Here is a 23,148-nt window from a genome sequence, read left to right as displayed (position 1 = left end):
CGGGTTCGCCAGCCTTGCTCAAGGAGTATCCATGCCTGCATTACTACAACTCGACCGTCTTTCCTTCGTGCTGCCCGATGGCCGCACCCTGTTTTCCGATTTGCAATTTGCCTTTGCCCCGCAACGTATCGGCCTCGTCGGCGATAACGGCGTGGGCAAGAGCGTTCTCGCGCGCCTTCTGGCGGGCCAGGCGCAGCCGTCTTCTGGCGCCGTGCGCTGCGACGGCAGCGTGCATTACGTGGCGCAGGAGCTCGATCCGCAGCGCTACCCCAGCGTGGCGGCGCTCGCCGGCATGCAGGAGGTGCTGGCGGCGCTGGCGCGCATCGCCGCCGGCAGCATCGACGAGGCCGACTACGCCCTGGTGGGCGAGCGCTGGGATGCCTCCGCCCGCCTGCGCCAGGCGCTCGATGCGCTCGATTTGCGCCATGTCGATGCGGACACGCCGACGAGTCGCCTCAGCGGTGGCGAACGCCAGCGCATCGCCTTGCAAGGCGCCTGGCTGTCGCAGGCGGACTGGCTGGTGCTCGATGAACCGAGCAACCACCTTGATGCTCAGCAGCGCGCCCGCCTGGTGGCGCAGATGGCGCGCTGGCCCGGCGGCTTGCTGTTGATCAGCCACGACCGCGCCTTGCTGCAGCACGTCGATGCCATCGTCGAGCTGTCGCCGCAGGGCTTGCGCAGCTATGGCGGCAACTACGCCTTGTATGCGCAGCAGCGGGAACTGGAGCAGGCCGGCTACGTTGCTGCCCTGCAAGCGGAAAAGGCCGGTGCCAGACGTGAACAGCGCGAGGCGCAGCAGCAGGCAGAACGGCAACATAAACGGGTGACGCGCGGTGAGCGCGAGGGCCGCGAAGGCAATCAAAGCAAGCTGCTGCTCGACGCGAAAAAGGAGAAAAGCCAGGATAGCCAGGGCAAGCTGCGCCTGCGTGCGCAAGAGGCGCAGCAGGCGCGCCAGCAGCGCGTGATGGATGCCAGCGCCCGCTGTGCGCCCGAGGTCGAACGGCTGCTGCTGGCGCCCGGGAGCCTGGTGCCGAATGGTAAATTGCTGCTGGAATTGCGCGACGTGGTCTTGCCGCATGGCCAGGCGCACGCGATCAACTTGCTGCTCAGCGGGCCGCGCCGCCTGGCCGTGACGGGCGACAATGGCAGCGGCAAGTCAACCCTGCTGCGCGTGATCGCCGGACAGCTGGCACCGGCCAGCGGCGAGCTGCGCTGCCATGCGCAGGTGGCCTGGCTGGACCAGCACGCGGGCCTGCGGGAAGGCGAGCGGAGCGCCGTGCAACGCTTGCAGGAACGCAACAGCATCTTGCCGGAAGGCGAGCTGCGCACGCGGCTGGCGCTGCTGGGCATTGCCGGCGCGCGCGCCACCATGCCCAGCCGTTTGCTCAGCGGCGGAGAGCGCATGAAGGTGGCGCTGGCGGCCGAACTGTATGCGCAGGCGCCGCCGCAACTGCTGTTGCTCGATGAACCCGACAATCATCTGGACCTGGCCAGCCTGCAGGCGCTGGAGCAGATGCTGCTGCAATATCAGGGGGCGTTACTTGTGGTATCGCACGACCGCGCATTTCTGGATGGCCTGAAGCTTGACCCAGAGGGCTTGACAATGCATAAAAGACAATCAAGTGAAAATAGTCACGCTCGATGCCTGTAGAGCATGCTTCATGAAGCAATGCTGAATTTTGTTTGATTGTCGGTATAATCCACTGAATAACCGGGCCTATTTGTGAACTAAAACTGCTCGTTCACCAATATGATGACGTTTAATCTGGCGCTGTTGTCGGTCACTGCCGCGCTGCCAGGGCGCCGTCATCCCGCCATCATCCTGTTCCTGCTGTTGATGAATTTCGGTTTCGTTTATATTGTTTTCTTGGAGAAATAGCATGTCGTTTTACGAAAAACTCAAGGCCCTCGACATCGAATTGCCAGTCGTTGCCGCACCAGCTGCTGCTTACGTGATGCATGCCCGTACGGGCAACACGGTTTTTCTGTCCGGCCACCTGGCCAAGAAGGATGGCAAGGTCTGGGTCGGTCAACTGGGCAAGGACGTCACCACGGAAGAAGGCAAGATCGCAGCGCGCGGCATCGCCATCGAACTGATCGCCACCCTGCAAGACGCGTGCGGCGGCGACTTGAACAAGGTCAAACGCATCGTCAAGGTCATGAGCCTGGTCAATTCCACCTCCACCTTCACGGAACAGCACCTGGTGACCAATGGCGCCTCGGAACTGTTCGTCGAAGTCTTCGGCGACAGCGGCAAGCATGCCCGCTCCGCCTTCGGCGTGGCGCAAATCCCGCTGGGTGCTTGCGTCGAGATCGAACTGATCGCCGAACTGGCCTGACGCAGTAGCCTGACCACATGAGCATGCCGGCGCTCAGCCGCCGGCCAGCCCTTTCCTCCTTTCCAGCAAGAGCGGAACCGCCACTGGGGCGAGGGATCGGTGTATTCAAGAAAAAAACGGAGACACGTAATGAAAACGAGTGAACAAGGCTTGCACCGCGGCCTGGGCGAGCGGCAAATCCGCCTGATGGCGCTGGGCGCCGCGATTGGCGTGGGCCTGTTTTTGGGTTCTGGCAACGCGATCAAGATGGCCGGTCCAGGCATCATGCTGTCGTATATCATCGGTGGCGCGGTCATCTTCATGATCATGCGCGCGCTGGGCGAAATGGCCGTGCACAATCCCGTGGCCGGTTCTTTCAGCCGCTATGCCCAGGATTATCTGGGTCCCCTGCAAGGTTATCTGACGGGCTGGAACTACTGGTTCCTGTGGCTTGTCACGTGCGTGGCGGAAATTACCGCCGTCGCCATCTACATGGGCATCTGGTTCCCCGACGTGCCGCGCTGGATCTGGGCCCTGGCGGCCCTCGGCTCCATGGGCGCGATCAACCTGCTGGCCGTGAAAGCTTACGGCGAGTTCGAATTCTGGTTCGCCCTGATCAAGGTGGTCACCATCATCCTGATGATCATCGGCGGCACGGGCATGATCGTCTTCGGTCTGGGCAACGATGGCGTGGCCATCGGCATCTCGAACCTGTGGACGCATGGCGGTTTCTTCCCGAATGGCGCGCAAGGCGTGCTGATGTCGCTGCAGATGGTGATGTTTGCCTACCTGGGCGTGGAAATGATCGGCCTGACGGCCGGCGAAGCGGCCAACCCGAAGAAATCGATTCCCGACGCCATCAATTCGGTGTTCTGGCGCATCCTGATTTTCTATGTCGGCGCGCTGTTCGTCATCCTGTCGATTTACCCATGGAATGAAATCGGCACCACCGGCAGCCCCTTCGTGATGACGTTCGAACGCCTGGGCATCAAGACGGCCGCCGGCATCATCAACTTCGTCGTGCTGACAGCAGCCTTGTCGTCGTGCAATGGCGGCATCTTCAGCACCGGTCGCATGCTGTACAACCTGGCGCTGCAAGGCCAGGCGCCGAAGGCGTTTGCGGAAACCACGGCCAGCGGCGTGCCGCGCCGCGCTATCCTGGTGTCCGTCTTCGCGTTGTTGCTGGGCGTGCTGCTGAACTACCTGGTGCCGGAAAAAGTGTTTATCTGGGTCACCTCGATTTCCACCTTCGGCGCCGTCTGGACCTGGGGCGTGATCCTGGTCACGCAGATCCAGTTCCGCAAGACCTTGACGCCGCTGGAAATCAAGAACCTGGCCTTCCGCATGCCGTTCGCACCCTACGGTTCCTGGATTTCGCTGGCCTTCCTGGCGCTGGTAATCGGCTTGATGGCGTATTTCCCCGATACACGCATCGCCCTGATGGTCGGACCAGCCTGGCTGATCCTGCTGACGGTGCTGTACTACGTGCTGGGTCTGGCGCCGAAAGAGCGGCGCGACGACGTGCCGCAAGGCTATGAAGCAGGCTGGCCGCCGGCCGATGCGCCACACGTCAAGAAGTAAGCCAGCGTAGTTGAGCTGAGTCAAAAGCGCGCCCCTGCTCCTGCAGCGGCGCGCTTTTTCTTTCATATAAGCAATTTCTTCTTCGCCAGCACTCCTGTGGCTTTACCGGCGCACGCCTGGCGTTGTTTCCTTGCATCAAAGTTCTGTTTAGCTGAGCCGATGAAAGCCCTATAATCGCTTAGTTTTGAAAATGGACGCGATCTTTCCGGTTTTTTGCCAGGTAGGGCCGGAGCGCTATTTGTTTTTACCCGTCATACGAATATGTGTGCCTCATAAAGGAATGCTAGTGAGCCAAACCCTGGTCCAGAAACTTTGCCGCACCAAGCCGATCGATACCACGGTCGACTATGGTGAAGGCCTCAGCAGCAGTGGCTTGAGCCGGTCCATCGGCCTGTTTTCCCTCACCATGATCGGCGTCGGCGCCACCATCGGCACGGGCATTTTCTTTACCATGGTCGAAGCCGTGCCCAAGGCGGGCCCTTCGGTCGTCCTGTCTTTCCTGATCGCCGCCATCACGGCCGGCTTGACGGCCTTGTGCTACGCGGAGCTGTCGTTCCGCATTCCCGCCTCCGGCTCCTCGTATTCGTTTGCCTACGCCACCGTGGGTGAGTTTCTTGCTTTCATCATGGCCGCCTGCTTGCTGCTCGAATACGGGTTGGCGGGCAGTGCCGTGGCCATCGGCTGGTCGTCCTACCTGAACAACTTCCTGGAAAATGCCTTCGGCTGGCATATTCCCGAGATGCTGCGCACGCCGATGATCGTTTCCGGCCCGCATGGCATGGAGTTTCATGCCGGCCACATCAACCTGCCGCCGATCTTTTTGATCTGCATGTGCGGCTTCTTGCTGCTGCGTGGCGCCAAGGAATCGGCCCTGATGAACGCCATCATGGTCATCATCAAGCTGGCGATCCTGGTGTTTTTTGTCGTCATCGCGTTTTCCGGATTCAATGCCGACAATTTTTTTCCCTTCTTTAATACTGACAATAGCAAGGGCTTTGCCGGCATGACGGGCGTCACCGCCGCGGCCGGCACCGTCTTCTTTTCCTTCATCGGCCTCGATACGGTGGCCACCGCAGGCGACGAAGTGAAAAATCCCACGCGCAATGTGCCGCGCGGCATCCTCGGCGCCTTGCTCATCGTCACCGTGTTTTATTTGCTGGTGGCCGTGGCCGCCCTCGGTGCGCAACAGGCGAAATTGTTCGAAGGCCAGGAAGCGGGCCTGGCGGTGATCCTGCAAAACGTCACGGGCAAGACCTGGCCCGCGCTGGTGCTGTCGGCCGGCGCCGTCATTTCCGTCTTCAGCGTAACCCTGGTGACGATCTATGGCCAGACGCGTATCCTGTTTGCCGTCAGCCGCGACGGCCTGATTCCGAAGTCGTTCCAGAAGATCCACCCACGCACCCTGGTACCGGTCAGCAATACCATCATCGTCTGCCTGGTGGTGGCCGTGGTGGCCGGCTCCATCGATGCCACTTATTTGTGGGACATGGTCAGCATCGGCACCCTGACCGCCTTCATGGTCGTCTCGGTTGCCGTGCCCGTGCTGCGCCACAAGCAGGGCGCCAACCGCATCGAAGGCTTCAGCGTGCCGTTCGGCCCGTACGTGATTCCCGGCCTGAGCATCCTGGCTTGCCTGTACATCATGCGCGATTTGCCGCATACGACGTTTGTCGTGTTCAGCGTGTGGATGGCGGTAACGGTGGCCATTTATTTCTTGTACAGCATGCGGCATTCGCACCTGGGCAAGAAGGCCCGCTAGTGCCGCCTGTTCCAGCCAAAACCGCCGCGCTTGCCGGCGGTTTTTTTTATTTCTAACCGGAATTTACATGATGAAAATAACTGATCTGGCCGCCTGCGGCTTGCTGGCAAGCAGCCTTCTGGGGAGCGTGGCGCAGGCCGCCCCGGCAACCGAGCCGGCATTGCGCGATTACCGCGCCGTAGCCCTGTCGGCCAATGGCCTGCACATCGCCGCCATCGAATCGAGCAAGGCGGCGGAACAGCCACAGCCGCAGCCGCAGCGCCCGCATGCAGTCATCGTCGTGCGTGACGCCGCCAACGGCGCCATCGTGCAGCAATTCGATCCTTGCACCGTGTGCTCTTACGACAAGCCCAGCTGGTCGCCGGACGGCAGGCAGCTGGCCTTCGTGGGTTACGATGCCAAGGCGGGCACGGCGCAGCTGTATCTGGCCACCCTGTCGCAGGCTCAAGCGCGGATGTTGACCAGTATCAAGGGTGTAGCCAGCACGGCGCGCTGGTCGCCCGATGGCATGCAGCTGGCCTTGCTCGCCACGGTGGGCGCGCGCAAGCTGGCCGGCGCCGTGGAGGCGGGCGCGCGCCAGGTGGGTGAAGTGGGCAGCGAAGACGATGCCCAGCGCATCGCCGTCGTGCCTGCCAGCGGCGGCGAAGCGCGTTTGCTGTCACCAGGCGACACCTATGTGTATGAATACAGCTGGACGCCCGATGGCCGCGGCTTTGTCGCCACCAGCGCGCAAGGCAATGGCGACAGCAACTGGTGGGTCGCCAAACTCAGCCATATTGACGCGGCCACGGGCGCCCTGCGCGTGATCGCATCACCGGCCATGCAGCTGAACCTGCCTTCTGTCTCGCCGGACGGCAAGACGGTGGCCTTCATCGGTGGCCTGATGAGCGACTTCGGCTCCATCGGCGGCGATATTTATACCGTACCGCTGGCCGGCGGCACGCCGCGCAATCTCACGCAAGACTACCGTGGCACCTTCAATGGCGTCGTCTGGCGCGGCACCGGCTTGCTGGCAACTGCCCTGATCGATTCGCAGCTGGCGCTGGTGCCCGTCGATGCGCAGACCGGCCCCAGCCAACCTGTGCTGCTCGGTGAGATCAGCAGCAGCGGCAGCGATGGCCGTCTGTCGTTCAGCGCCGATGGGCGCCAAGCGGCTGCCGCACAGGAAGATTTTACGCACGCCAGCTACCTGGTGGCGGGACCGGTGGGCCAGCTGAAAAAGATCACGCGCGACAATGACGGTTTTGCGCCGCAGCTGACGGTGCAGAACGTGGGCTGGACCAACGAGCAATACAAGGTGCAGGGCTGGTTGCTGGGACCGTTGTCGGTGGAGGCCGGCAAGCGCTACCCGATGATCGTCAACGTGCATGGCGGCCCGGGCGCTGCCGCCTCGCCCCGTTATGTGGCTGCGAGCACCGTGATCGAGGAATTGACGCTAAAAGGCTATTTCGTCTTCCTGCCTAATCCACGCGGCAGCTTTGGCCAGGGCCAGGCGTTTACGCGCGCCAACATGGCCGATTTTGGCGGCGGCGACTGGCGCGATATCCTGGCAGGCATCGATGCGGTGGAAAAAGTGGCGCCCGTCGACGGCCAGCGCCTGGGTCTGATCGGCCATTCGTATGGCGGCTTCATGACCATGTGGGGCGTCACGCACAGCGACCGCTTCAAGGCGGCCGTGGCGGGGGCGGGCGTGTCGAACTGGATCAGTTATTACGGCCAGAACGGCATCAACCAGTGGATGATCCCGTTCTTCGGCGCCTCCGCCTATGACGATCCTGCCGTCTACCGCCGTGCCTCGCCCATCGAATCGATCAAGGCGGCGAAGACGCCGACCCTGATCTATGTGGGCGAGCGCGACGTGGAAACGCCGGCCGCCCAGTCGCTGGAATTCTGGCACGGCTTGCGCGCCATGGGCGTGCCGTCCAGCCTGTTCATCTACGACGGCGAAGGCCATTCCTTCCGCAAGCCCGAACACCAGCGCGACTTGCAGCAGCGCACCATCGGCTGGTTTGAACGCTATCTGAAATAAATCGCTGCGGTTTAGCGTGGCGAAACGATATGCACGATCGCTGCGCTATGTATCACGATCTTGTCCGCATCTGCCTGCAACAACCGGATGCGTCTTTTGACCAGTGGCCAGCCCGACCAGGCTACGTCGCTGACGGGCGGCGCGGCAGGAGCGGCCAGCGGGGCGCTGATGGCCGCCTTGTCGTCAAGTTGCTCCAGCGCGCGCGACAGGGTCAAACACACTTGCGTGTGGCTGTGGCTGAGCAAGGCGTTGACGGGCGCGACGGGTAACTGGCTGGCGTGGCGGCCCAGGATCGAGCGCAGTGCCGCCACATGGGCCACCAGCAGGTAGTTTTGCACGATGAACAGGTTGATGTCTTCCACTGCCCGCTGCTTGCTGGCCGGTTCATCGAGCATGCGCACGAGTGCCGAGCTGAGCGCGGCCAGGCTGTCCATCAAACGCTTGCGCTCGATGCGGTAGGCGAAATCATCGAAACATTTTCCCTGCAGCAGCGCGAAGCTGGCCTGCATATAACTGAGGTTCACATTCAGCACCTGGCGCACGAGGCGTGGCAGGCTCTGGTATTCCCAGTTGGCCAGCACGAAGCTGAACACGGTGGCGACCGCCGCGCCGATCAGCGTGTCGATCAGGCGTTCGCTGACCAGGTTCGGGTTGCTGGGCGCCACCAGGTGCATTTGCAGCAAGATCATCAGGCTGACGGCGATGGCCGTGTAGCGGTAGCGCAAGTAAATAAAAGTGGGCGTGGCCACGATGGAGAGAAATAAAATGGCCATCAGCACGATATTGCTGTGCACAAAGCGGATCACGATGGCCGTGACCACGCAGCCGATGATGGTGCCGATGATGCGGTCGGCGCGGCGCTGGCGCGTCATGCTGAAGGTGGGGCGCAGGATGATGACGATGGTGAGCACGATCCAGTAGCTGTGCGCCGCATACGGCAGCCAGTGGCCGATCAGCAATCCAACCGAGATGGCCATCGAGACGCGCAGGGCGAAGCGGAACACGGGCGAGTCCAGGCGCAAATTCGACAGCAGGGTCTTCAGTTCGTATTTCTGCTGCGACAAGAATGGCGCCATGTCCGCGCCGCTCCAGAACGGCACGTCGGCATAGACTTTTTGCGTCGCCAGGTGCAGCTCCGCGATCATTTTTAAAATGGCGCGGATCTTGTTGCGCTGCGCGCGCAGGGTCGCCAGCGCTTCCTGCGCAGCGTCGCCTTGTGCGTGCAGGCGGGCAATTTCTCCTTCGATATCGGCCCATTCCTTGTCGTAGCTGATCTGCGCATACGAGGCGCGCTTGCGCGTGACGGCATACGCCACGGCTTCGATATCGCGCGCCGCCTTATAGGCGAGGTCATGCAAGGATTGTAGTACCTCGGAGTCGGCCAGGTGCTGGCGCAGCAGCGCGTAATCCGTGTGCGTGGAAAGGATCAGTTCATATAAATCGAGCATGCACACGTGCACTTGCACCACGATGGCATCCTTGCTGTTCTTGTGGCTGCGCAAGATCAAATCGCGCGACGCTTGCTGGCGGTCGGCCAAAATGCTTTGATGGCGCACCAGCTTGTTGAATTGCTCCGTCAGGTTGAAACGCGTGTCGTAGAAATCGGCCTTGATGTCGATGTAGGCGGCCAGCTCGAACAGGGCTTCGGCCAGCACTTGCTGTTTGATGCGGTGGCGCAAGACCCAGGCGATGGCCATGGCATAGGCCAGATAAATCAAGCCCCCCAGCATGAACAGGCCCGCGTGGTGAAACGATTGCTGCCACGTCATCTGGTGTTCCATCGACATGGTCATGATGAACAGGGCAGCCAGTTGCAAGGGCATGGATTTCTTGCCGTACACCACCATCATGCTGGCGAGAAAACTCACGAGGACGAGTACCGTCATCAACAGCCACTGCACGGGTCCGCACAGGCTGATCAGCAAGGTGACGGCGCTGCACAGCAGCACGGAAGCCAGCATTTCGTTGAACTTGTGGCGCAGCGGGCTGGGCATGTCCATCAGGGTCGTGCACAGGGCACCGATGCATACTGTCATGGCGGTGGCGCTGTCGCTGATTTCCAGCGTCAGCAGGGTCAGGCCGACCAGGCCGATGGCCACGCGCAAGCCCAGGTAAAAATAATGGCTGTAAATAAAGGTGCGCAGGTTCAGTGCGTAGTGCATGGGATTACCTTGTGGGCAGGGCACAGAAAGAGGCGCCGCACCGGGGTCTCCGATGCGGCGCCAGGATGTTGCATTCGCTACAGCCCCGAATTACATCAGGGCAATGACGGGATAGCGCCGCCATTCCGGCTCGGCAAAGCGCTGGCAGTGCTCAAAAATGAAATCGAGCACGGCTTCCTGATTGCTCAGCAGGGCCGGGTTGGCTGCTTTCCACTCGGCAAACTTGGCCGCCAGTGCCGGCTCATCGCGCAGCAGTTCGGATGCCATGTCTTCGAACACGTAATCGGAAAACGCTTCTTTCTTCTCCAGCACGCTGTTGAAGAAGCCCCAGCGGAAGAAACTGTCGTGCGCCTGCGGTTCCAGCGTTTCCACGGCGTAGCGCGCGTTGTCCTGCTGCAGGCTGATGACATAATCGCCCGCCTGCAAGGTGAACTGGCCCGTGCGCGCTTCCACGTCCACCGTATCGTGGAACATATGGCCTTCGTAGGCGGTGGCGCGCGTACCGACGTTGGTGATGTGGTAGTAGCGTGCCGTTAGCGTCTGTTCGGCGGTGATGCGGCTCATTTCTACGCCGTTCCAGCGCAGGCGCTCGATGACTTCGCGCCAGGCTTGCGGCACCACATAGGCTTTCGGCGCGGCCACGGTGACGTCCGCATCGAAGCGGTTGTAGTAGGCGATATCGCGCTCCCACGGCTGCGAGCGGTCGTAGGACAGGCGCTGGTAGTCGCCCAGGATACTCGGCGTGTATTGCGCCGCGTAGCCCTTGAAGAGGAAGGTCGACGGTTGCTCTTCGTTCATGGCCCAGTGGATCGGCCACTCGGCTTGCGTGCGGCCAGCCGCCTTGGCTTGCGCGCGCAATTGGCGGATTGTCTCGCCATGCTCGATGGTAAACGCCATGGTGATGTCGAGCAGCGCGCGCATGGAAGCGTAGCGGTCGGCAAACGGTTTGAGCATGTGCGTTTCCGGCATGAAACCGATGACGTGATGCAGGGCGGCAAAACCGGTCGAGAAACGCGGTACTTCGAGGAATTCGGCGATGCCGTGCTCCGGGCTATCCTTGACGGGATTCACGTACGGGCAGGTGGGCCAGCCGGCGCCTTCCATGGCCGCAAAGATGTGCGGCAGCATGGTGTCTTGCAGGAAGGGGCCCAGGCTATTGCCCAGCTTATCCGTCTGCGTGTGGATCAGGGTCATCGTGTACGGATAGTCGGCGCCGTTCGACGTGTGCGTGTCGACCATCACGTCCGGGTCCCAGCTGGCCAGCAGGCGGTTGAACACTTGCGCGTTCAGGCTGTCGCACTTGATGAAATCGCGGTTCAAGTCCAGGTGGCGGCTGTTGCCGCGGAAACCGAATTGCTCCGGCCCATCCTGGTTCACGCGCGAGGTATTAGCGCGGTTCAGGCTGCCATCGACGTTGTAGATCGGAATGAACAGCAGCACGGTGCTGCCCAGCGCCGCCAGGCGCTCCGGCTGCGTGCAAAGGTCGCGCACGATGGCCATGCAGGCGTCGATGCCTTCCGGTTCGCCCGGGTGGATGCCGTTGTTGTTGAAAAAGACGGTGCGCCCTGTGCGCTTGATTTGCTCGCGGTCAAACACGCCATCGGCGCTGACGACGCCAGCGTGGATGGGCACGCCCGAGTCGGACAGGCCGATCTGTTCGAAATGCAGCACGTGCGGGTAGCGTGCGGCGAGATCCTTGTAGAAAGTGATGCATTCCAGCCAGGTCGTGGTCTGGTTGTGGTTACCGAGTTCGTAGGTCGTGCGCAAGTCTGGTGGCATAGCGGTCTGAGTCTGGGAGGGGGAAGGCGCGCTGGGTAAGTACGCCCGTTAGGGGCCAATTGTAGCACCGGCGCTTCTGCCTTGAGGCGCCGCAGGGGCTTGCTGCAGTACTTGTGTTATGAGTACGTTTCACGCGCAAGGGGAGGCGGCATGGGCAAGGCAGTGATGGCAGCGCTGGTGGCGCTGGTGTGGTGGGCTTGCCTGGCGGCACAGGCGGCGCCATTGCGCTTGCCAGCAAGCAAGGGGCCGGTGGCGCAGGGCGGGGCCGTGATGGCCGCTGCGCAAGGGGCGCTGATACGCTACCGGGGCTGGCTGCTGGCCGTCGATGGGGCCGTATCGGAAGAGCGGCCCGATGTCTTGCTGACGTCGGCCGCTGCGGGCCAGGCGCCGCAGCTGCAGGTCGGCGCCATGCGGCGCAGCTTGCCCCTGTGGTCAGCCTTCGAGCTCGTCAAGGGAGGCACGCGCTTGCGCATCACGGCGCTGCCGGGACCGGATGAACTTCCCGCGCTGCTGCTCGATTTTGGCGAGGCCGATTATCGCATCGTGATTCCCGCCGCCAGCATAGCCCGGCCAGCCTATTCGCTGCTGGCGCAGCGCTTTCCTGGCGCCGACCTGGCCTTGCTGCTGCAGGATGGCCGGCGGGTCATGTTGCCGCTGGGAAGCGGTCGCGCGCCAGTGTTTGGCGCGGAGCAAGCCGTGCCTTACCGGTTTTCAAAGATCAAACGCCAGGCGAAAAAAAGCCACTCCCGCGGGAGTGGCTCAGGCTAAAGCGCCCGTTGCCGGGTTATGGCTTGTTGTTATTCAGCGCCCATTTCTTTCAGCAGGTTGTCTGCGTGGTCGATGTGTTTCATGTTCCACAGCATGTAGCGCAGGTCGACCTGGATCGAACGGGTGTTGGCCTTGTTGTAGTCCCAATCGGAGATGATCGAGTCCAAGGTGCCGTCGAAGGCCAGGCCGATGAATTCACCTTTCGAGTTCAAGGCAGCCGAACCGGAGTTGCCGCCGGTGATATCCAGGGTGGCCAGGTAGTCGACCGGCACGGTTTTCAGCTTAGCATCGACAAATTTGCCGAAGTCCTTGGCTTTGATCGCCGCCAGTTGTTTCGCTGGTGCATTGAACTCGCCTTCGCCCGTGGCTTTGGCCGCGACGCCATTGACGGTGGTGAAGGCAGTCCAGGTGGTGCCGTCGGCGCCATGGTCACGGCCGGCAACTTTGCCGAACGTTACGCGCAAGGTGCTGTTGGCGTCAGGGTAGACGGCGAGTCCCTTGCTCTTCATGAAGGCAATTTTTGCTTTCATGTAGTTGGCGTAGGCTTGCTGGATCTTGCCGGCCAGTTCTTCGTCTTCCGCTTCGTTTTTCAGGGAATCCGGATACATGGCGACGGCTGCCTGGATGAAGCTGTCCTTGCTGGCCTGGAATTCGGCTGGCGTGCGTTTCAGCCATGCTGCGCGCTCGGCCTTGTCGGCCAGCTTGCTGCCCGCATACAGTTTGTCCAGGGCGGCGGACAAGTCGGCTGGCGACATGCCATCCTTGATGCCGATGGCGGCGTCAAAGCTGGCGCGGCGCTGTGCTGCCGGTTGCGCGGCGTACTTGGTCAGGCTGTTCAGTACCAGCGCCTTGTCGACTTTTTCATCGTAGGTGCGCTCGACCGAGGTGATGCCCGCCTCCATGCGTGGCAAATCGCGCGTCTGGTAGCCGGACTTGCGTTCCGTATCGGCCTTGGTGCTTTCGTTGGACAAACGATACAGGCTGCGTGCCGTGTTCAGCAGGCGTGGCTGTGCGTAGCCCAGGAAGAAGTCGCGCTTGGTGTCGGCATCGCGTTCGGCGATCAGCTTTTCGACTTGCTCGATGTCGCCGGCAAACTCCGCCTTGCGGGCAGCATTGGCGTTGACCCAGGTTTTCAGGGCTTCGTGTTCCGTCGTCTTGCGCGCCAGGAAGTCGCTGCCGGCGTAGGAATCGAGCATGCCTTGGCGGTTCTTGTAGTAATTGTTCACGCCAGCGACCTGACCCGCGTATTTCAGGGCAACGTCCTTGTTGTCACGGGTTTCGCGCGCGATGATGGCCAGGGTTTCGCCCGACGCTTTCACGAAGGCCGGATAGTTCCAGTCAAACGTGAACGCCACTTCCGATGGCAGGCGGTGACGGTTGGTGCGGCCAGGGTAGCCCAGCGCCATCACGAAATCGCCTTCTTTCAAGCCATCCTTGGCCAGTTTCAGCACGTGTTTTGGCTGGTACGGCACGTTGTCCTTGCTGAAGTCGGCAGCCTTGCCATCGCGGCTGACGTAGGCGCGGTAGAAACCGTAGTCGCCCGTGTGGCGTGGCCACATCCAGTTGTCGGTGTCGCCGCCGAATTTGCCTACGCCCGCTGGAGGCGCGTGTACCAGGCGCACGTCGCGGATTTCCAGTTGCTTGATCAGGTAGAACTCCAGGCCGCCGTAGTAGCTCGACACGGTGCAGCGGAAGCCGGCTTCTTTTTCGCATTCGGCGACCAGTTTTTTCTGATTTTTTTCGATCGCGTCGATGCGTGCCTTGCCTTGCAGCTTGGCCACGTCGGCGGTGATGATCTTGTCGCTGACATTGGTCACGGCCGAGGTGACGAAGATGCGGCTGCCTGGGGCGGCCGACAATTCTTCAGCGAAGGTCTTGGCCAGGAAGCCGTTGGCCAGCAAATCGCGTTCCTTGGTCGAATTGACCGCCACACTGTTGTAGACACAATGGTGATTGGTGGCAACCAGGCCTTGCGGCGAGACGAACGAGGCCGAGCAGCCGCCCAGGCTGACAATGGCGCCCATCGGGAACTCGGTGAGCTTGGTCAGGGTGGTCGGATCGAGTTTCAGTCCGGCCGCTTTCAGTTCCTTGGCTACTTGTGGCAGCTGTTGGGGCATCCACATGCCTTCGTCGGCGTGTGCGAAGTTGCTCAGGATGGCGAGCGCGATTAACGATTTTTTCATTCGAGTTCTAGTCTTTTTACATGGTGGGAAGTCGGAACCAACGTGTACCCAGTGTTTTTTTCAGCGGGCGACCTAGAGTATCCGTATCGAACTCGCACTAGTCAATCACATTTTCCGGGCGGCATGTTCTTGCATAATTGTATAAATAGCATGAATTTCGGTGATGTAGGGGCAGGAACCGGCCGCCAGCCCGCATTTTTCCGTGCGGCGACTGTCGTATTGTCCATACGTGTCTTAGCAGCAATAAAAGTGGCCCGGCGCTTGCGCGGCCCGACCACCTCGTGAGGCACGGCGTGTCGCCGGTCTAGCGGATTTTGCCGCGGCGCAAAAGATTCACGATGCCCAGCAGGATCACGGCGCCCAGGAACGAGACCAGCAGCGAAGACACGCTGAAATTGTCGCTATTGATGGTGCCCGTGCCGAACAGTGGCGCCAGCAGCCAGCCACCCAGAAAGGCGCCCACGATGCCGACGACGATATTGAGGAAGATGCCTTGTTGCGCATCGGTTTTCATGACCATGCTGGCCAGCCAGCCGATGACGCCGCCAATAACGATCCAGATAATGAAATTCATGTAGTCCTCCGCGCGATGGGTGAGTGGGGGTGTCATGTTAGAAAAACATCATGCCAGGTGATACTGATGCCGCACGATAGAAAAGTCCAGCGGATTTGCGTCGCGCATGCAAAAGCCCGCCTGGCTGCGGGCAGCGAGGCGGGCTAGGCATGCGGCAAGGCCGTGTTTAGTCGGCCTTGATCGCTTCTACCTGGATGGCCAGCTTGACTTCCGGCGAGAACGCCGGCATGCCGTAGTTCAGGCCAAAGTCGCTGCGCTTGAATTCAGCGCTGGCATCGGCGCCGCACACTTCGCGCTTGTAGCGCGGGTGCATGATGCACTTGAATTTGCTCACGTTCAATTTGACGGGCTTGGTCACGCCCAGCAGGGTCAGTTCGCCATCGACTTCCACCAGCTGATCGCCATTGAACTTGAACGACTTGCTCTTGTAGGTGATTGCGGGGAATTTTTCCACATTGAACATGTCCGCTTTTTTCGCGTGCGTGTTCATGGCGTCGAGGCCGAAATCGATCGAATCGGCATCGATGACCAGGTCCAGGCTGCCCGTCTTGGCGGCACGGTCCAGGGTCACGGTTCCCTTGGTCTTGTTGAACTTGCCGCGCCAGACGGACATGCCCATGTGATCGGCTTCAAAGCTGGGGAAGGTGTGCGTCGGGTCGAGGTTGTAGGTGTCGGTAGCGGCCATGGCCGAACCCGCGCCGGCGGCTGCCAGCACGGCGATCATCAAATGCTTGAATGTCATGAATATCCTAAGGTTGAACAAGGGGTATAGCGATTACTGAGCAGAAACATGGAATTTGATGGTGACTTCATCGGCGACCATGCTCGTGTCTTTCCACTCGCCTTCGCCGATGTTGTAGGTCAGGCGCTTGATCGGCAGGGCGCCGTCGAACGCATATTTGCCGCCGTCGGTCTTCACCGTCAGTGGGAAGGTCACGTCGGTGGTCTTGCCTTTGATGCTCAGCTTGCCCGTCACCGTCAGCTTGCCCGCGCCGGCGGCCTTGATGCTGCTCGAGACAAAGGTGGCTTTCGGGAACTGGGCCGAATTGAACCATTCTTTCTTCGCCACTTCCTTGTTGTACTCGGGGTCGCCGATATCGATGCTGGCCGTCTCGATGTCCACCGATGCCTTCGAGGCGTCCGGCGTGGCCGGGTTGTAATCGATGGCGATAGTGAATTTTTTGAACTTCGCTTCCACGGGCACGTTCATTTGCTTGAACACGGCCGACACGCTGGTCTTGGCGGGATCGACTTTCAGCAAGGTGGCGGCGGTGGCGGCCACGGATAGGCCCAGCAGGGAAGCGAGGACGATGCGTTGGGTGGTTTTCATCTTATTTTTCCTGGAGTTTCAGTGAGCAAGGGAAGTCGGTGTTACGGCAACATGCGCTTGAGGACGCCATCGCGGTCGATGAACTGGTGCTTCAGCGCCGCCAGCACATGGGCGGCCACGGCGGCGGCCATCGTCATGTTCAGAACATAATGAATCTCTTTTAAAAGTGGCTTAAGTTCCGGGTTCGGCGCCATGATGACCGGCAACTGGAACAGGCCCAGATAGACCACCGGCACGCCGGCGGCCAGGGTGTACAGGTAGCCGGAGATGGGCACGGCGAAAATCAGGATGTACAGCAGCACGTGCATGGCGTCGGCCGCCTTCTTTTGCCAGGCAACCATGCTGGCCGGGTGCGGCGGCGGCACGTTGGCCTTGCGCCACAGCAGGCGGATGGCGGCGATGGCCAGCACGGTCACACCGAGCCATTTGTGCCAGGAGAAATATTTGAGTTTGGTGGGTGTCAGGCCGGGAATGTCCGTCATGACCAGGCCCATGACGAAGGCGCTGATGATCAGCAGGGCGGTCAGCCAGTGCAAGATGATGGCGGTGGTGGTGTAGCGTTGCATCGGCGGCTTTCTTGAATGTAGTACGTATTAGGACTAATTCGGCCTAATATACCAAAGAAAAGCAATTTACGCTGCGTGCTGCAGATTCTACAAGAAAGATTGCCGGAAAAACTGCGGGGCGGGCAGCATTTGTGTGCCGGCCGCCCCGTGGATGTGGATCTGCTTGATCCAGGTACAGATTGTGGCTTAGATTGCCTTGGCCAATTGCGCCGCGATGCCGATGTAGTTACCCGGCGTCATGGTCAGCAGCACTTCCTTGGCATCCTGCGGGATGGCCAGGCCGTTGACGAATTCCTGCAGCGCTTCTTTCGAGATGCCCTTGCCGCGCGTCAGCTCTTTCAGTTGCTCGTACGGGTTTTCGATGCCGTAGCGGCGCATCACGGTTTGTACGGGCTCGGCCAGTACTTCCCAGGTGGCGTCCAGGTCTTGCGCCAGGCGCGCGTGGTTCACTTCCAGCTTGTTCAGGCCGCGCAGGCAGCTGTCATAGGCCAGCAGGGTGTAGCCCAGGCCCACGCCGATATTGCGCAGCACGGTCGAATCGGTCAGGTCGCGCTGCATGCGCGAGACGGGCAGTTTTTCCGACAGGTGTTTCAGCACGGCGTTGGCCAGGCCCAGGTTGCCTTCCGAGTTTTCAAAGTCGATCGGGTTGACCTTGTGCGGCATGGTCGACGAACCGATTTCGCCCGCTTTCAGCTTCTGCTTGAAGTAGCCCAGCGAGACATACGTCCAGATGTCGCGGTTCAAGTCCAGCAAGATCGTGTTGGCGCGCGCAAAGGCGTCGAACAGCTCGGCCATGTAGTCATGCGGCTCGATCTGGATGGTGTACGGGTTGAACACCAGGCCCAGGCGCTGTTCGATGACGGCCTGCGAGAATGCCGGCCAGTCGAAGCCTGGGTAGGCGGACAGGTGGGCGTTGTAGTTGCCGACGGCGCCATTCATCTTGCCGAGGATTTCCACTTGCTCGATGCGTTTCACGGCGCGCTGCAAGCGGGCCACGACGTTGGCCATTTCCTTGCCCAGGGTGGTCGGGCTGGCCGTCTGGCCGTGCGTGCGCGACAGCATCGGCACGTCGGCATTGTCGTGCGCGATCTGCGTCAGCTTGGCCACCAGGCCGGTCAATGCCGGCAGCATCACGCCATCGCGCGCGGCTTTCAGCATCATGCCGTGCGAGGTGTTGTTGATGTCTTCCGAGGTGCAGGCGAAATGGATGAATTCCGACGCCGCCACCAGTTCCGGCACGTCCGCCACTTGTTCCTTCAGCCAGTACTCGACAGCCTTGACGTCATGGTTGGTGACCGCTTCGATGGCCTTGATGCGGGCCGCGTCGGCTTCCGAAAAGTCGGCTGCCATCTTGTCGAGCAGGGCGCTCGCTTCTGCCGAGAAAGGCTTGATCTCGGCGAAACCGGCTTGCGACAGCGCTTGCAGCCAGGAGATTTCCACTTTCACGCGGTGGTGCATGAAACCGGCTTCGGACAGGATCGGGCGCAGCAGATCGGTCTTGCTGGCGTAGCGGCCATCGAGCGGAGACAGGGCCGACAGCGTGGAATACGGAGGTGTAGAAGTCATGAGAGCGGACGCAAGTTAAAGAAACGGTTGGCGTGTGGCGCGCGGGGAGGGCAGGGCTATTGCAATACAGCAACACTGACGGCGCCACAGTAAAGGGCGATTTTACCACCGCTGGCCGCTGGCCAGCCGCCCGTCGGCCGCCAGCGCACCGCAATCTGGCCGAATCCGGCCCCGATGCTGCATGCCTGCCACACTGCGGGGAGCGCCGGGTGCGTGCTGCCAAACGCCGCTGCCGCCGATGCTATACTGCTTGCTGCTCCTTTACCTTAAAGTACCTATGAAACTGATCGGCTCCCTCGCCAGCCCGTATGTCCGCAAAGCCCGTATCGTGCTGGCGGAAAAAAAGCTCGACTATGTCTTTGAGCTGGAAAACGTGTGGGTGCCGGAAACCCGCATCGCCCAGGCCAATCCCCTGGGCAAGGTGCCCTGCCTGGTGATGGAGGACGGCAGCACGCTCATCGATTCGAAAGTCATCGTCGAATACCTCGACACGCTCACGCCCGTGTGCAAGCTGCTGCCGGCCGGCGGCAATGGCCGCGAGCGGGCCGATATCAAGAACTGGGAAGCGCTGGCCGACGGCATTCTCGACGCGGGCGTGCTGGTGCGCCTGGAGCGCACGCAGCGCCCGCCCGAGCAGCAAAGCGCGGCCTGGATCGCGCGCCAGCTCGACAAAATCACGCTGGGTCTGGCCGCGCTGGAAGCACGCCTGGGCGAGAGCGCGTATTGCGCCGGCAAGAACTACACCCTGGCCGACGTGGCCGTGGGCTGCGCCTTGGGCTGGCTCAGCTTCCGCTTCCCGGAAATCGACTGGCGCGCCGAGCATCCCGCGCTGGCGCGCCTGTTCGACAAACTGTCCGAGCGGCCATCGTTCAAGGACACCGTGCCGCAGTGAGCGCACGATGACCGGTACCGATTCAAAGGCGCAGCAACGCCTGCAAATGGCCGATATCGCGCGCCTGGCCGGCGTGTCCACGTCCACCGTGTCGCGCGCGCTGAGCGGCAGTTCGCTGGTCAACGAAGAGACGCGCGCGCGCGTCATCGCGCTGGCCCGTTCGCTCAAGTACTCCATCAATATCGGCGCGCAAAACCTGCGCCTGAAACAGAACCGCACGGTCGGCGTGGTGGTGCCGTATGACGCTGCCACGCGCCAGCACCTGTCCGATCCTTTTTTCCTCAGCATGCTGGGCAGCCTGGCCGATGCGCTGACGGAGCAGGGCTTCGACATGCTCATTTCGCGCGTGGATGCCGAAACGCTCGATGCGGCCGCCCAGTCCTTCGATAGCGGCCGCGTGATCGGCATCATCCTGATCGGCCAGTGGCGCCACCATGAACAGCTGAACCAGCTGGCCGCGCGCCAGGTGCCCATCGTCGTGTGGGGCGCGCAATTGCCGCAGCAGCTGTATTGCACCGTCGGCGGCGACAACGTCGCCGGCGGCAGGCTGGCCACGGAACACTTGCTGGCGGCGGGGCGCACGCGCATCGCCTTCTTTGGCGACGCCAAGCTGCCCGAAGTGGCGCAGCGCCACCAGGGTTATGCGCAGGCGCTGGCCGCGCAAGGGCTGGCGCCCGACCCGCAGCTGTACGTGGCCGGTTCCTTCCTGCCGCAGGGCGGCGCGACGGACGTGCAGGAATTGCTGGACCGCCACCTGCCGTTCGATGCCATCTTTGCCTGCAGCGACTTGCTGGCCATGAGCGCCATCAGCGCCCTGCGCGCGCGCGGCGTGGCCGTGCCGGAACAGGTGGCCGTGGTCGGCTACGACGATATCGAACTGGCCGCGTATTTCCACCCGCCGCTGACCACCGTGCGCCAGCCGATCCGCGCCGCCGGGCGCGCGCTGGTGGCCTCGCTGCTGGCGCTGGTCGACGGCGCGCCTGCGCCATCGCGGCAATTGCCAACCGAGCTGATCGTACGCGCCTCGGGCAGCTGAAGCACCATTGCCAGCGGCTGCAACCGATTGCAATAATTTCAAATTTCCCCATCTATTTTTATGCTGCATCGCAGCATAAAAAACGCTGCATTTGCCTTGCATCCCGCTTGTTTCCCTCTGATTTGCCCGTAATATTCTCTTAAAAACAACAATATTTTCATGTTGCAGCGCTCGATTGCAATCGATTGCAATAAATTCTTATTCGTTGAATAATGACGTACCGGCTCAGCCAGCGCGCCACGGCATGCAGCGGCCAGGACTCATAACAAGCCGATACCTCGATGTATCGGCATACAACACTGGAGACAAGATGAAAACACGTACTGCTCAACGCGGCTGCATGGCCGCCGCCGTCGCCCTGGCCATGCTGCAATTGGGCGCCGCCCAGGCACAGTCCGCCGGCGACACCGCCAGCGCCGCTCCCGCCGATGGCCTGAACCTGGAACGCATCGTGGTCACGGGCACCACCGGCGGTACGTCCAAAATGAAATCGAGCAATTCCGTCAGCAGCATGGAACTCGACACCATCCTGCACAACGCGCCGACCAGCGCCGCCGAAGTCCTGCGCTCGGTACCGGGTTTGCGGGCCGAATCCTCGGGTGGCGAAGGCAATGCCAACATCACCGTGCGCGGCTTGCCCATTTCCGCCGGCGGCGCGCGCTATGTGCAGATCCAGGAAGATGGCTTGCCGGTGCTGCAGTTCGGCGACTTCAACTTCACCACCCCCGACAGCTTCGTGAAAATCGATTCCACGCTGGACCACCTGGAAGTGGTGCGCGGCGGTTCGGCCTCCACCCTGGCCACCAACTCGCCGGGCGGCATCATCAATTTCATCAGCAAGAATGGCAAGGAGCAGGGTGGCAGCGTGGCCATCAGCCGTGGCCTGGGCTACGACCAGACGCGCGTCGATTTTGATTATGGCGCGCCGGTTTCGGAGCGCACGCGCTTCTTCATCGGCGGCTCCTGGCGCACGGGCGAAGGCATCCGCCACAGTGGCGTCAATAGCGAAAAGGGCGGCCAGATCCGCGGTAATGTCACGCATGAATTCGACAGCGGCTTCGTGCGCCTGTCGTTCAAGCACCTCGACGACCAGTCGCCCACAGCCCTGCCGGTGCCGGTCAGCGTGCGCAATGGCCGCATCACGGAAATCGCCGGCATTGACCCGCGCAAGGCCAGTTTCTATTCGCCGTACTGGGTGCCCGACATGGTGCTGAACAAGGATAACCAGCGCGTGGCCACCCGCGTCAACGACGGCTTGCACGTCAAAAGCGATACCGTGGGCCTGGAAGCATCGTTCAAGCTGGGGCAGGGCTGGAGCGTGAGCGAAAACTTCCGCTACGCGGACAATTCGGGCCGCTTCACGGGCGTGTTCCCGTCGAATAACGGCAGCGACGGCAGCTATGTGTTTGCCAGCGGCCCGAATCAGGGCAAGCCTTACACGGGCCGCGCGTTTTCCGCCGTGGTGTTCAATACCTCGATCGACGACGCCAGCAATACCCTGAGCGACACCAAGCTGGCCAAGACGTTTGTTCTTGACAGCGGCAAGCTGACCACCACGGCAGGCCTGTACCTGTCGCAGCAAAAGCTGGGCCTGACCTGGAACTTCAATGAATACCTGATGCAGGCCACGGGCGACCAGCCCGCGCTGCTGCAGACGGCCAGCAGCACGCCAGGCTTCATTGGCCCCGCCTTCGGCGCCTGCTGCTCGCGCGCCGTCGACATGGAGTACCGCACGACGTCGCCCTACCTGAACCTGGCCTGGGAAAGTGGCGCGCTGAACCTCGACGGCGGCTTGCGGCGCGACCGCCAGCATGCCAGCGGCACGGCCAATCAGGCGACCGGCGCGCAAGCCTATCTGCCGTCGACGCTGCAGCAGGTCGATTACACCCTGGGCCACACTTCGTACTCGCTGGGCGCGAACTACAAGCTGCAAGCCAACCTGGCCGTGTTTGCCCGCGTCAGTGAAGGCGTGGCCTTCAATGCCGACCGCATCCTGTTCGGCACTCCCCTGGATGGCAGCGTGCCGGTGGCGATGAACACCGTGCGCCAGCTTGAAGGGGGCGTGAAATGGCGGCGAGGCCCCTTGAGCACTTTTGTGACCGTGTTCCAGGCCAAGACCAAGGAAAGCAACTACGAGGCGACCACCCAGCTGCGCACGGCCAACAGCTATGAAGCCAAGGGCGTGGAGCTGGAAGCGGCCTACAGCGCCGGCGACTTCCGCATCAATGGCGGCCTGACGTTCACGGATGCCGAGATCACGGGCACGGCGGCGGCTGACGTGGCACTGATCGGCAACACGCCGCGGCGCCAGGCGCGTGTCGTGTACCAGCTCGCGCCCACCTATGAATGGGGACCGGCCACCTTCGGCGCCAGCCTGGTCGGCACGGGCAAGTCATGGGGCGACGATGCGCATACGATCACCTTGCCCGCCTACCAGGTGCTCAATGCCTTCGTCAATTACCAGCTGACGCCGCAGATGCAGGTGGCGCTGACGGCGAACAATCTGTTCAACAAGATCGGCTACACGGAAGTCGAGGGCGATGGCCATGCGGCCCGCTCGATCACGGGGCGCGCCGTCAAGGTCAGCCTGAAATACGCATTTTAA

General features: G+C 61.6%; 18 protein-coding genes. 10 read left to right on the top strand and 8 right to left on the bottom strand.

Annotation, left to right across the window (positions count from 1 at the left end):
* The first annotated feature begins 31 nt into the window (after window positions 1-31).
* From CNX70_RS27440 to CNX70_RS27420, 6 genes are all read left to right on the top strand, one after another.
* A complete protein-coding gene (locus tag CNX70_RS27440) occupies window positions 32-1,651 on the top strand; it encodes an ABC-F family ATP-binding cassette domain-containing protein (protein WP_096238139.1) in 1,620 nt (539 codons plus the stop codon).
* Window positions 1,652-1,750: 99 nt separating this feature from the next.
* Window positions 1,751-1,879 (top strand): hypothetical protein, encoded by a 129-nt coding sequence (locus CNX70_RS29170; RefSeq protein ID WP_257561118.1) that lies wholly within the window; start codon window positions 1,751-1,753, stop codon window positions 1,877-1,879.
* A 1-nt stretch (window position 1,880) separates the two neighbouring features.
* Entirely contained in the window at window positions 1,881-2,339 is a 459-nt protein-coding gene (locus CNX70_RS27435) for a RidA family protein (RefSeq protein ID WP_096238138.1), read from the top strand.
* 129 nt (window positions 2,340-2,468) lie between these two features.
* The gene (locus tag CNX70_RS27430; protein WP_096238137.1) at window positions 2,469-3,899 is read left to right on the top strand and encodes an amino acid permease; all 1,431 of its coding nucleotides are present in this window, start codon (window positions 2,469-2,471) and stop codon (window positions 3,897-3,899) included.
* A gap of 286 nt (window positions 3,900-4,185) precedes the next feature.
* The gene (locus tag CNX70_RS27425) at window positions 4,186-5,658 is read left to right on the top strand and encodes an amino acid permease (RefSeq protein ID WP_096238136.1); all 1,473 of its coding nucleotides are present in this window, start codon (window positions 4,186-4,188) and stop codon (window positions 5,656-5,658) included.
* 67 nt (window positions 5,659-5,725) lie between these two features.
* Entirely contained in the window at window positions 5,726-7,687 is a 1,962-nt protein-coding gene (locus CNX70_RS27420) for a S9 family peptidase (RefSeq protein WP_244198975.1), read from the top strand.
* An 11-nt stretch (window positions 7,688-7,698) separates the two neighbouring features.
* Here the strand turns inward: CNX70_RS27420 and CNX70_RS27415 are convergent, their stop codons facing one another.
* Window positions 7,699-9,849, bottom strand: coding sequence for an FUSC family protein (locus CNX70_RS27415; RefSeq protein WP_096238135.1), 2,151 nt, complete (start codon window positions 9,847-9,849; stop codon window positions 7,699-7,701).
* Between the two features lie 90 nt (window positions 9,850-9,939).
* Entirely contained in the window at window positions 9,940-11,628 is a 1,689-nt protein-coding gene (locus CNX70_RS27410; RefSeq protein WP_096238134.1) for a M14 family zinc carboxypeptidase, read from the bottom strand.
* Between the two features lie 150 nt (window positions 11,629-11,778).
* On the opposite strand from CNX70_RS27410, the gene CNX70_RS27405 reads away from it, so the two are divergent.
* Window positions 11,779-12,396, top strand: coding sequence for a hypothetical protein (locus tag CNX70_RS27405; protein ID WP_096238133.1), 618 nt, complete (start codon window positions 11,779-11,781; stop codon window positions 12,394-12,396).
* A 29-nt stretch (window positions 12,397-12,425) separates the two neighbouring features.
* Here the strand turns inward: CNX70_RS27405 and CNX70_RS27400 are convergent, their stop codons facing one another.
* From CNX70_RS27400 to purB, 6 genes are all read right to left on the bottom strand, one after another.
* The gene (locus CNX70_RS27400; RefSeq protein WP_096238132.1) at window positions 12,426-14,579 is read right to left on the bottom strand and encodes a S46 family peptidase; all 2,154 of its coding nucleotides are present in this window, start codon (window positions 14,577-14,579) and stop codon (window positions 12,426-12,428) included.
* A 304-nt stretch (window positions 14,580-14,883) separates the two neighbouring features.
* Entirely contained in the window at window positions 14,884-15,153 is a 270-nt protein-coding gene (locus tag CNX70_RS27395; RefSeq protein WP_096238131.1) for a GlsB/YeaQ/YmgE family stress response membrane protein, read from the bottom strand.
* Window positions 15,154-15,319: 166 nt separating this feature from the next.
* Window positions 15,320-15,895, bottom strand: coding sequence for a YceI family protein (locus CNX70_RS27390; RefSeq protein ID WP_096238130.1), 576 nt, complete (start codon window positions 15,893-15,895; stop codon window positions 15,320-15,322).
* A 33-nt stretch (window positions 15,896-15,928) separates the two neighbouring features.
* The gene (locus CNX70_RS27385) at window positions 15,929-16,483 is read right to left on the bottom strand and encodes a YceI family protein (protein WP_096238129.1); all 555 of its coding nucleotides are present in this window, start codon (window positions 16,481-16,483) and stop codon (window positions 15,929-15,931) included.
* A gap of 41 nt (window positions 16,484-16,524) precedes the next feature.
* Window positions 16,525-17,049, bottom strand: coding sequence for a cytochrome b (locus CNX70_RS27380; protein WP_070311507.1), 525 nt, complete (start codon window positions 17,047-17,049; stop codon window positions 16,525-16,527).
* A gap of 186 nt (window positions 17,050-17,235) precedes the next feature.
* Window positions 17,236-18,615, bottom strand: a complete 1,380-nt coding sequence (purB, locus tag CNX70_RS27375) for an adenylosuccinate lyase (RefSeq protein WP_096238128.1) — start codon at window positions 18,613-18,615, stop codon at window positions 17,236-17,238.
* Window positions 18,616-18,892: 277 nt separating this feature from the next.
* Between purB and CNX70_RS27370 the strand changes: the two genes are divergently transcribed.
* From CNX70_RS27370 to CNX70_RS27360, 3 genes are all read left to right on the top strand, one after another.
* Window positions 18,893-19,507, top strand: coding sequence for a glutathione S-transferase N-terminal domain-containing protein (locus CNX70_RS27370; RefSeq protein WP_096238127.1), 615 nt, complete (start codon window positions 18,893-18,895; stop codon window positions 19,505-19,507).
* Between the two features lie 7 nt (window positions 19,508-19,514).
* Window positions 19,515-20,543: a LacI family DNA-binding transcriptional regulator gene (locus tag CNX70_RS27365; RefSeq protein WP_096238126.1), complete on the top strand. Its 1,029-nt coding sequence runs from the start codon at window positions 19,515-19,517 to the stop codon at window positions 20,541-20,543.
* Window positions 20,544-20,853: 310 nt separating this feature from the next.
* Entirely contained in the window at window positions 20,854-23,148 is a 2,295-nt protein-coding gene (locus CNX70_RS27360) for a TonB-dependent receptor (RefSeq protein ID WP_096238125.1), read from the top strand.

Origin of the sequence: Janthinobacterium svalbardense, from assembly GCF_002327145.1 — a bacterium.
Classification (GTDB): Bacteria; Pseudomonadota; Gammaproteobacteria; order Burkholderiales; family Burkholderiaceae_D; genus Janthinobacterium; species Janthinobacterium tructae.
The sequence above is the reverse complement of the archived record's forward strand: the minus strand, read 5'-3'. Positions and strand labels throughout refer to the sequence as shown.

Coding starts and splice junctions, on each gene's coding strand:
- CNX70_RS27440 (WP_096238139.1), top strand. CDS start 32: ATGCCTGCATTACTACAACTCGACCGTCTTTCCTTCGTGCTGCCCGAT.
- CNX70_RS29170 (WP_257561118.1), top strand. CDS start 1,751: ATGATGACGTTTAATCTGGCGCTGTTGTCGGTCACTGCCGCGCTGCCA.
- CNX70_RS27435 (WP_096238138.1), top strand. CDS start 1,881: ATGTCGTTTTACGAAAAACTCAAGGCCCTCGACATCGAATTGCCAGTC.
- CNX70_RS27430 (WP_096238137.1), top strand. CDS start 2,469: ATGAAAACGAGTGAACAAGGCTTGCACCGCGGCCTGGGCGAGCGGCAA.
- CNX70_RS27420 (WP_244198975.1), top strand. CDS start 5,726: ATGATGAAAATAACTGATCTGGCCGCCTGCGGCTTGCTGGCAAGCAGC.
- CNX70_RS27415 (WP_096238135.1), bottom strand. CDS start 9,849: ATGCACTACGCACTGAACCTGCGCACCTTTATTTACAGCCATTATTTT.
- CNX70_RS27410 (WP_096238134.1), bottom strand. CDS start 11,628: ATGCCACCAGACTTGCGCACGACCTACGAACTCGGTAACCACAACCAG.
- CNX70_RS27405 (WP_096238133.1), top strand. CDS start 11,779: ATGGGCAAGGCAGTGATGGCAGCGCTGGTGGCGCTGGTGTGGTGGGCT.
- CNX70_RS27400 (WP_096238132.1), bottom strand. CDS start 14,579: ATGAAAAAATCGTTAATCGCGCTCGCCATCCTGAGCAACTTCGCACAC.
- CNX70_RS27395 (WP_096238131.1), bottom strand. CDS start 15,153: ATGAATTTCATTATCTGGATCGTTATTGGCGGCGTCATCGGCTGGCTG.
- CNX70_RS27390 (WP_096238130.1), bottom strand. CDS start 15,895: ATGACATTCAAGCATTTGATGATCGCCGTGCTGGCAGCCGCCGGCGCG.
- CNX70_RS27385 (WP_096238129.1), bottom strand. CDS start 16,483: ATGAAAACCACCCAACGCATCGTCCTCGCTTCCCTGCTGGGCCTATCC.
- CNX70_RS27380 (WP_070311507.1), bottom strand. CDS start 17,049: ATGCAACGCTACACCACCACCGCCATCATCTTGCACTGGCTGACCGCC.
- purB (WP_096238128.1), bottom strand. CDS start 18,615: ATGACTTCTACACCTCCGTATTCCACGCTGTCGGCCCTGTCTCCGCTC.
- CNX70_RS27370 (WP_096238127.1), top strand. CDS start 18,893: ATGAAACTGATCGGCTCCCTCGCCAGCCCGTATGTCCGCAAAGCCCGT.
- CNX70_RS27365 (WP_096238126.1), top strand. CDS start 19,515: ATGACCGGTACCGATTCAAAGGCGCAGCAACGCCTGCAAATGGCCGAT.
- CNX70_RS27360 (WP_096238125.1), top strand. CDS start 20,854: ATGAAAACACGTACTGCTCAACGCGGCTGCATGGCCGCCGCCGTCGCC.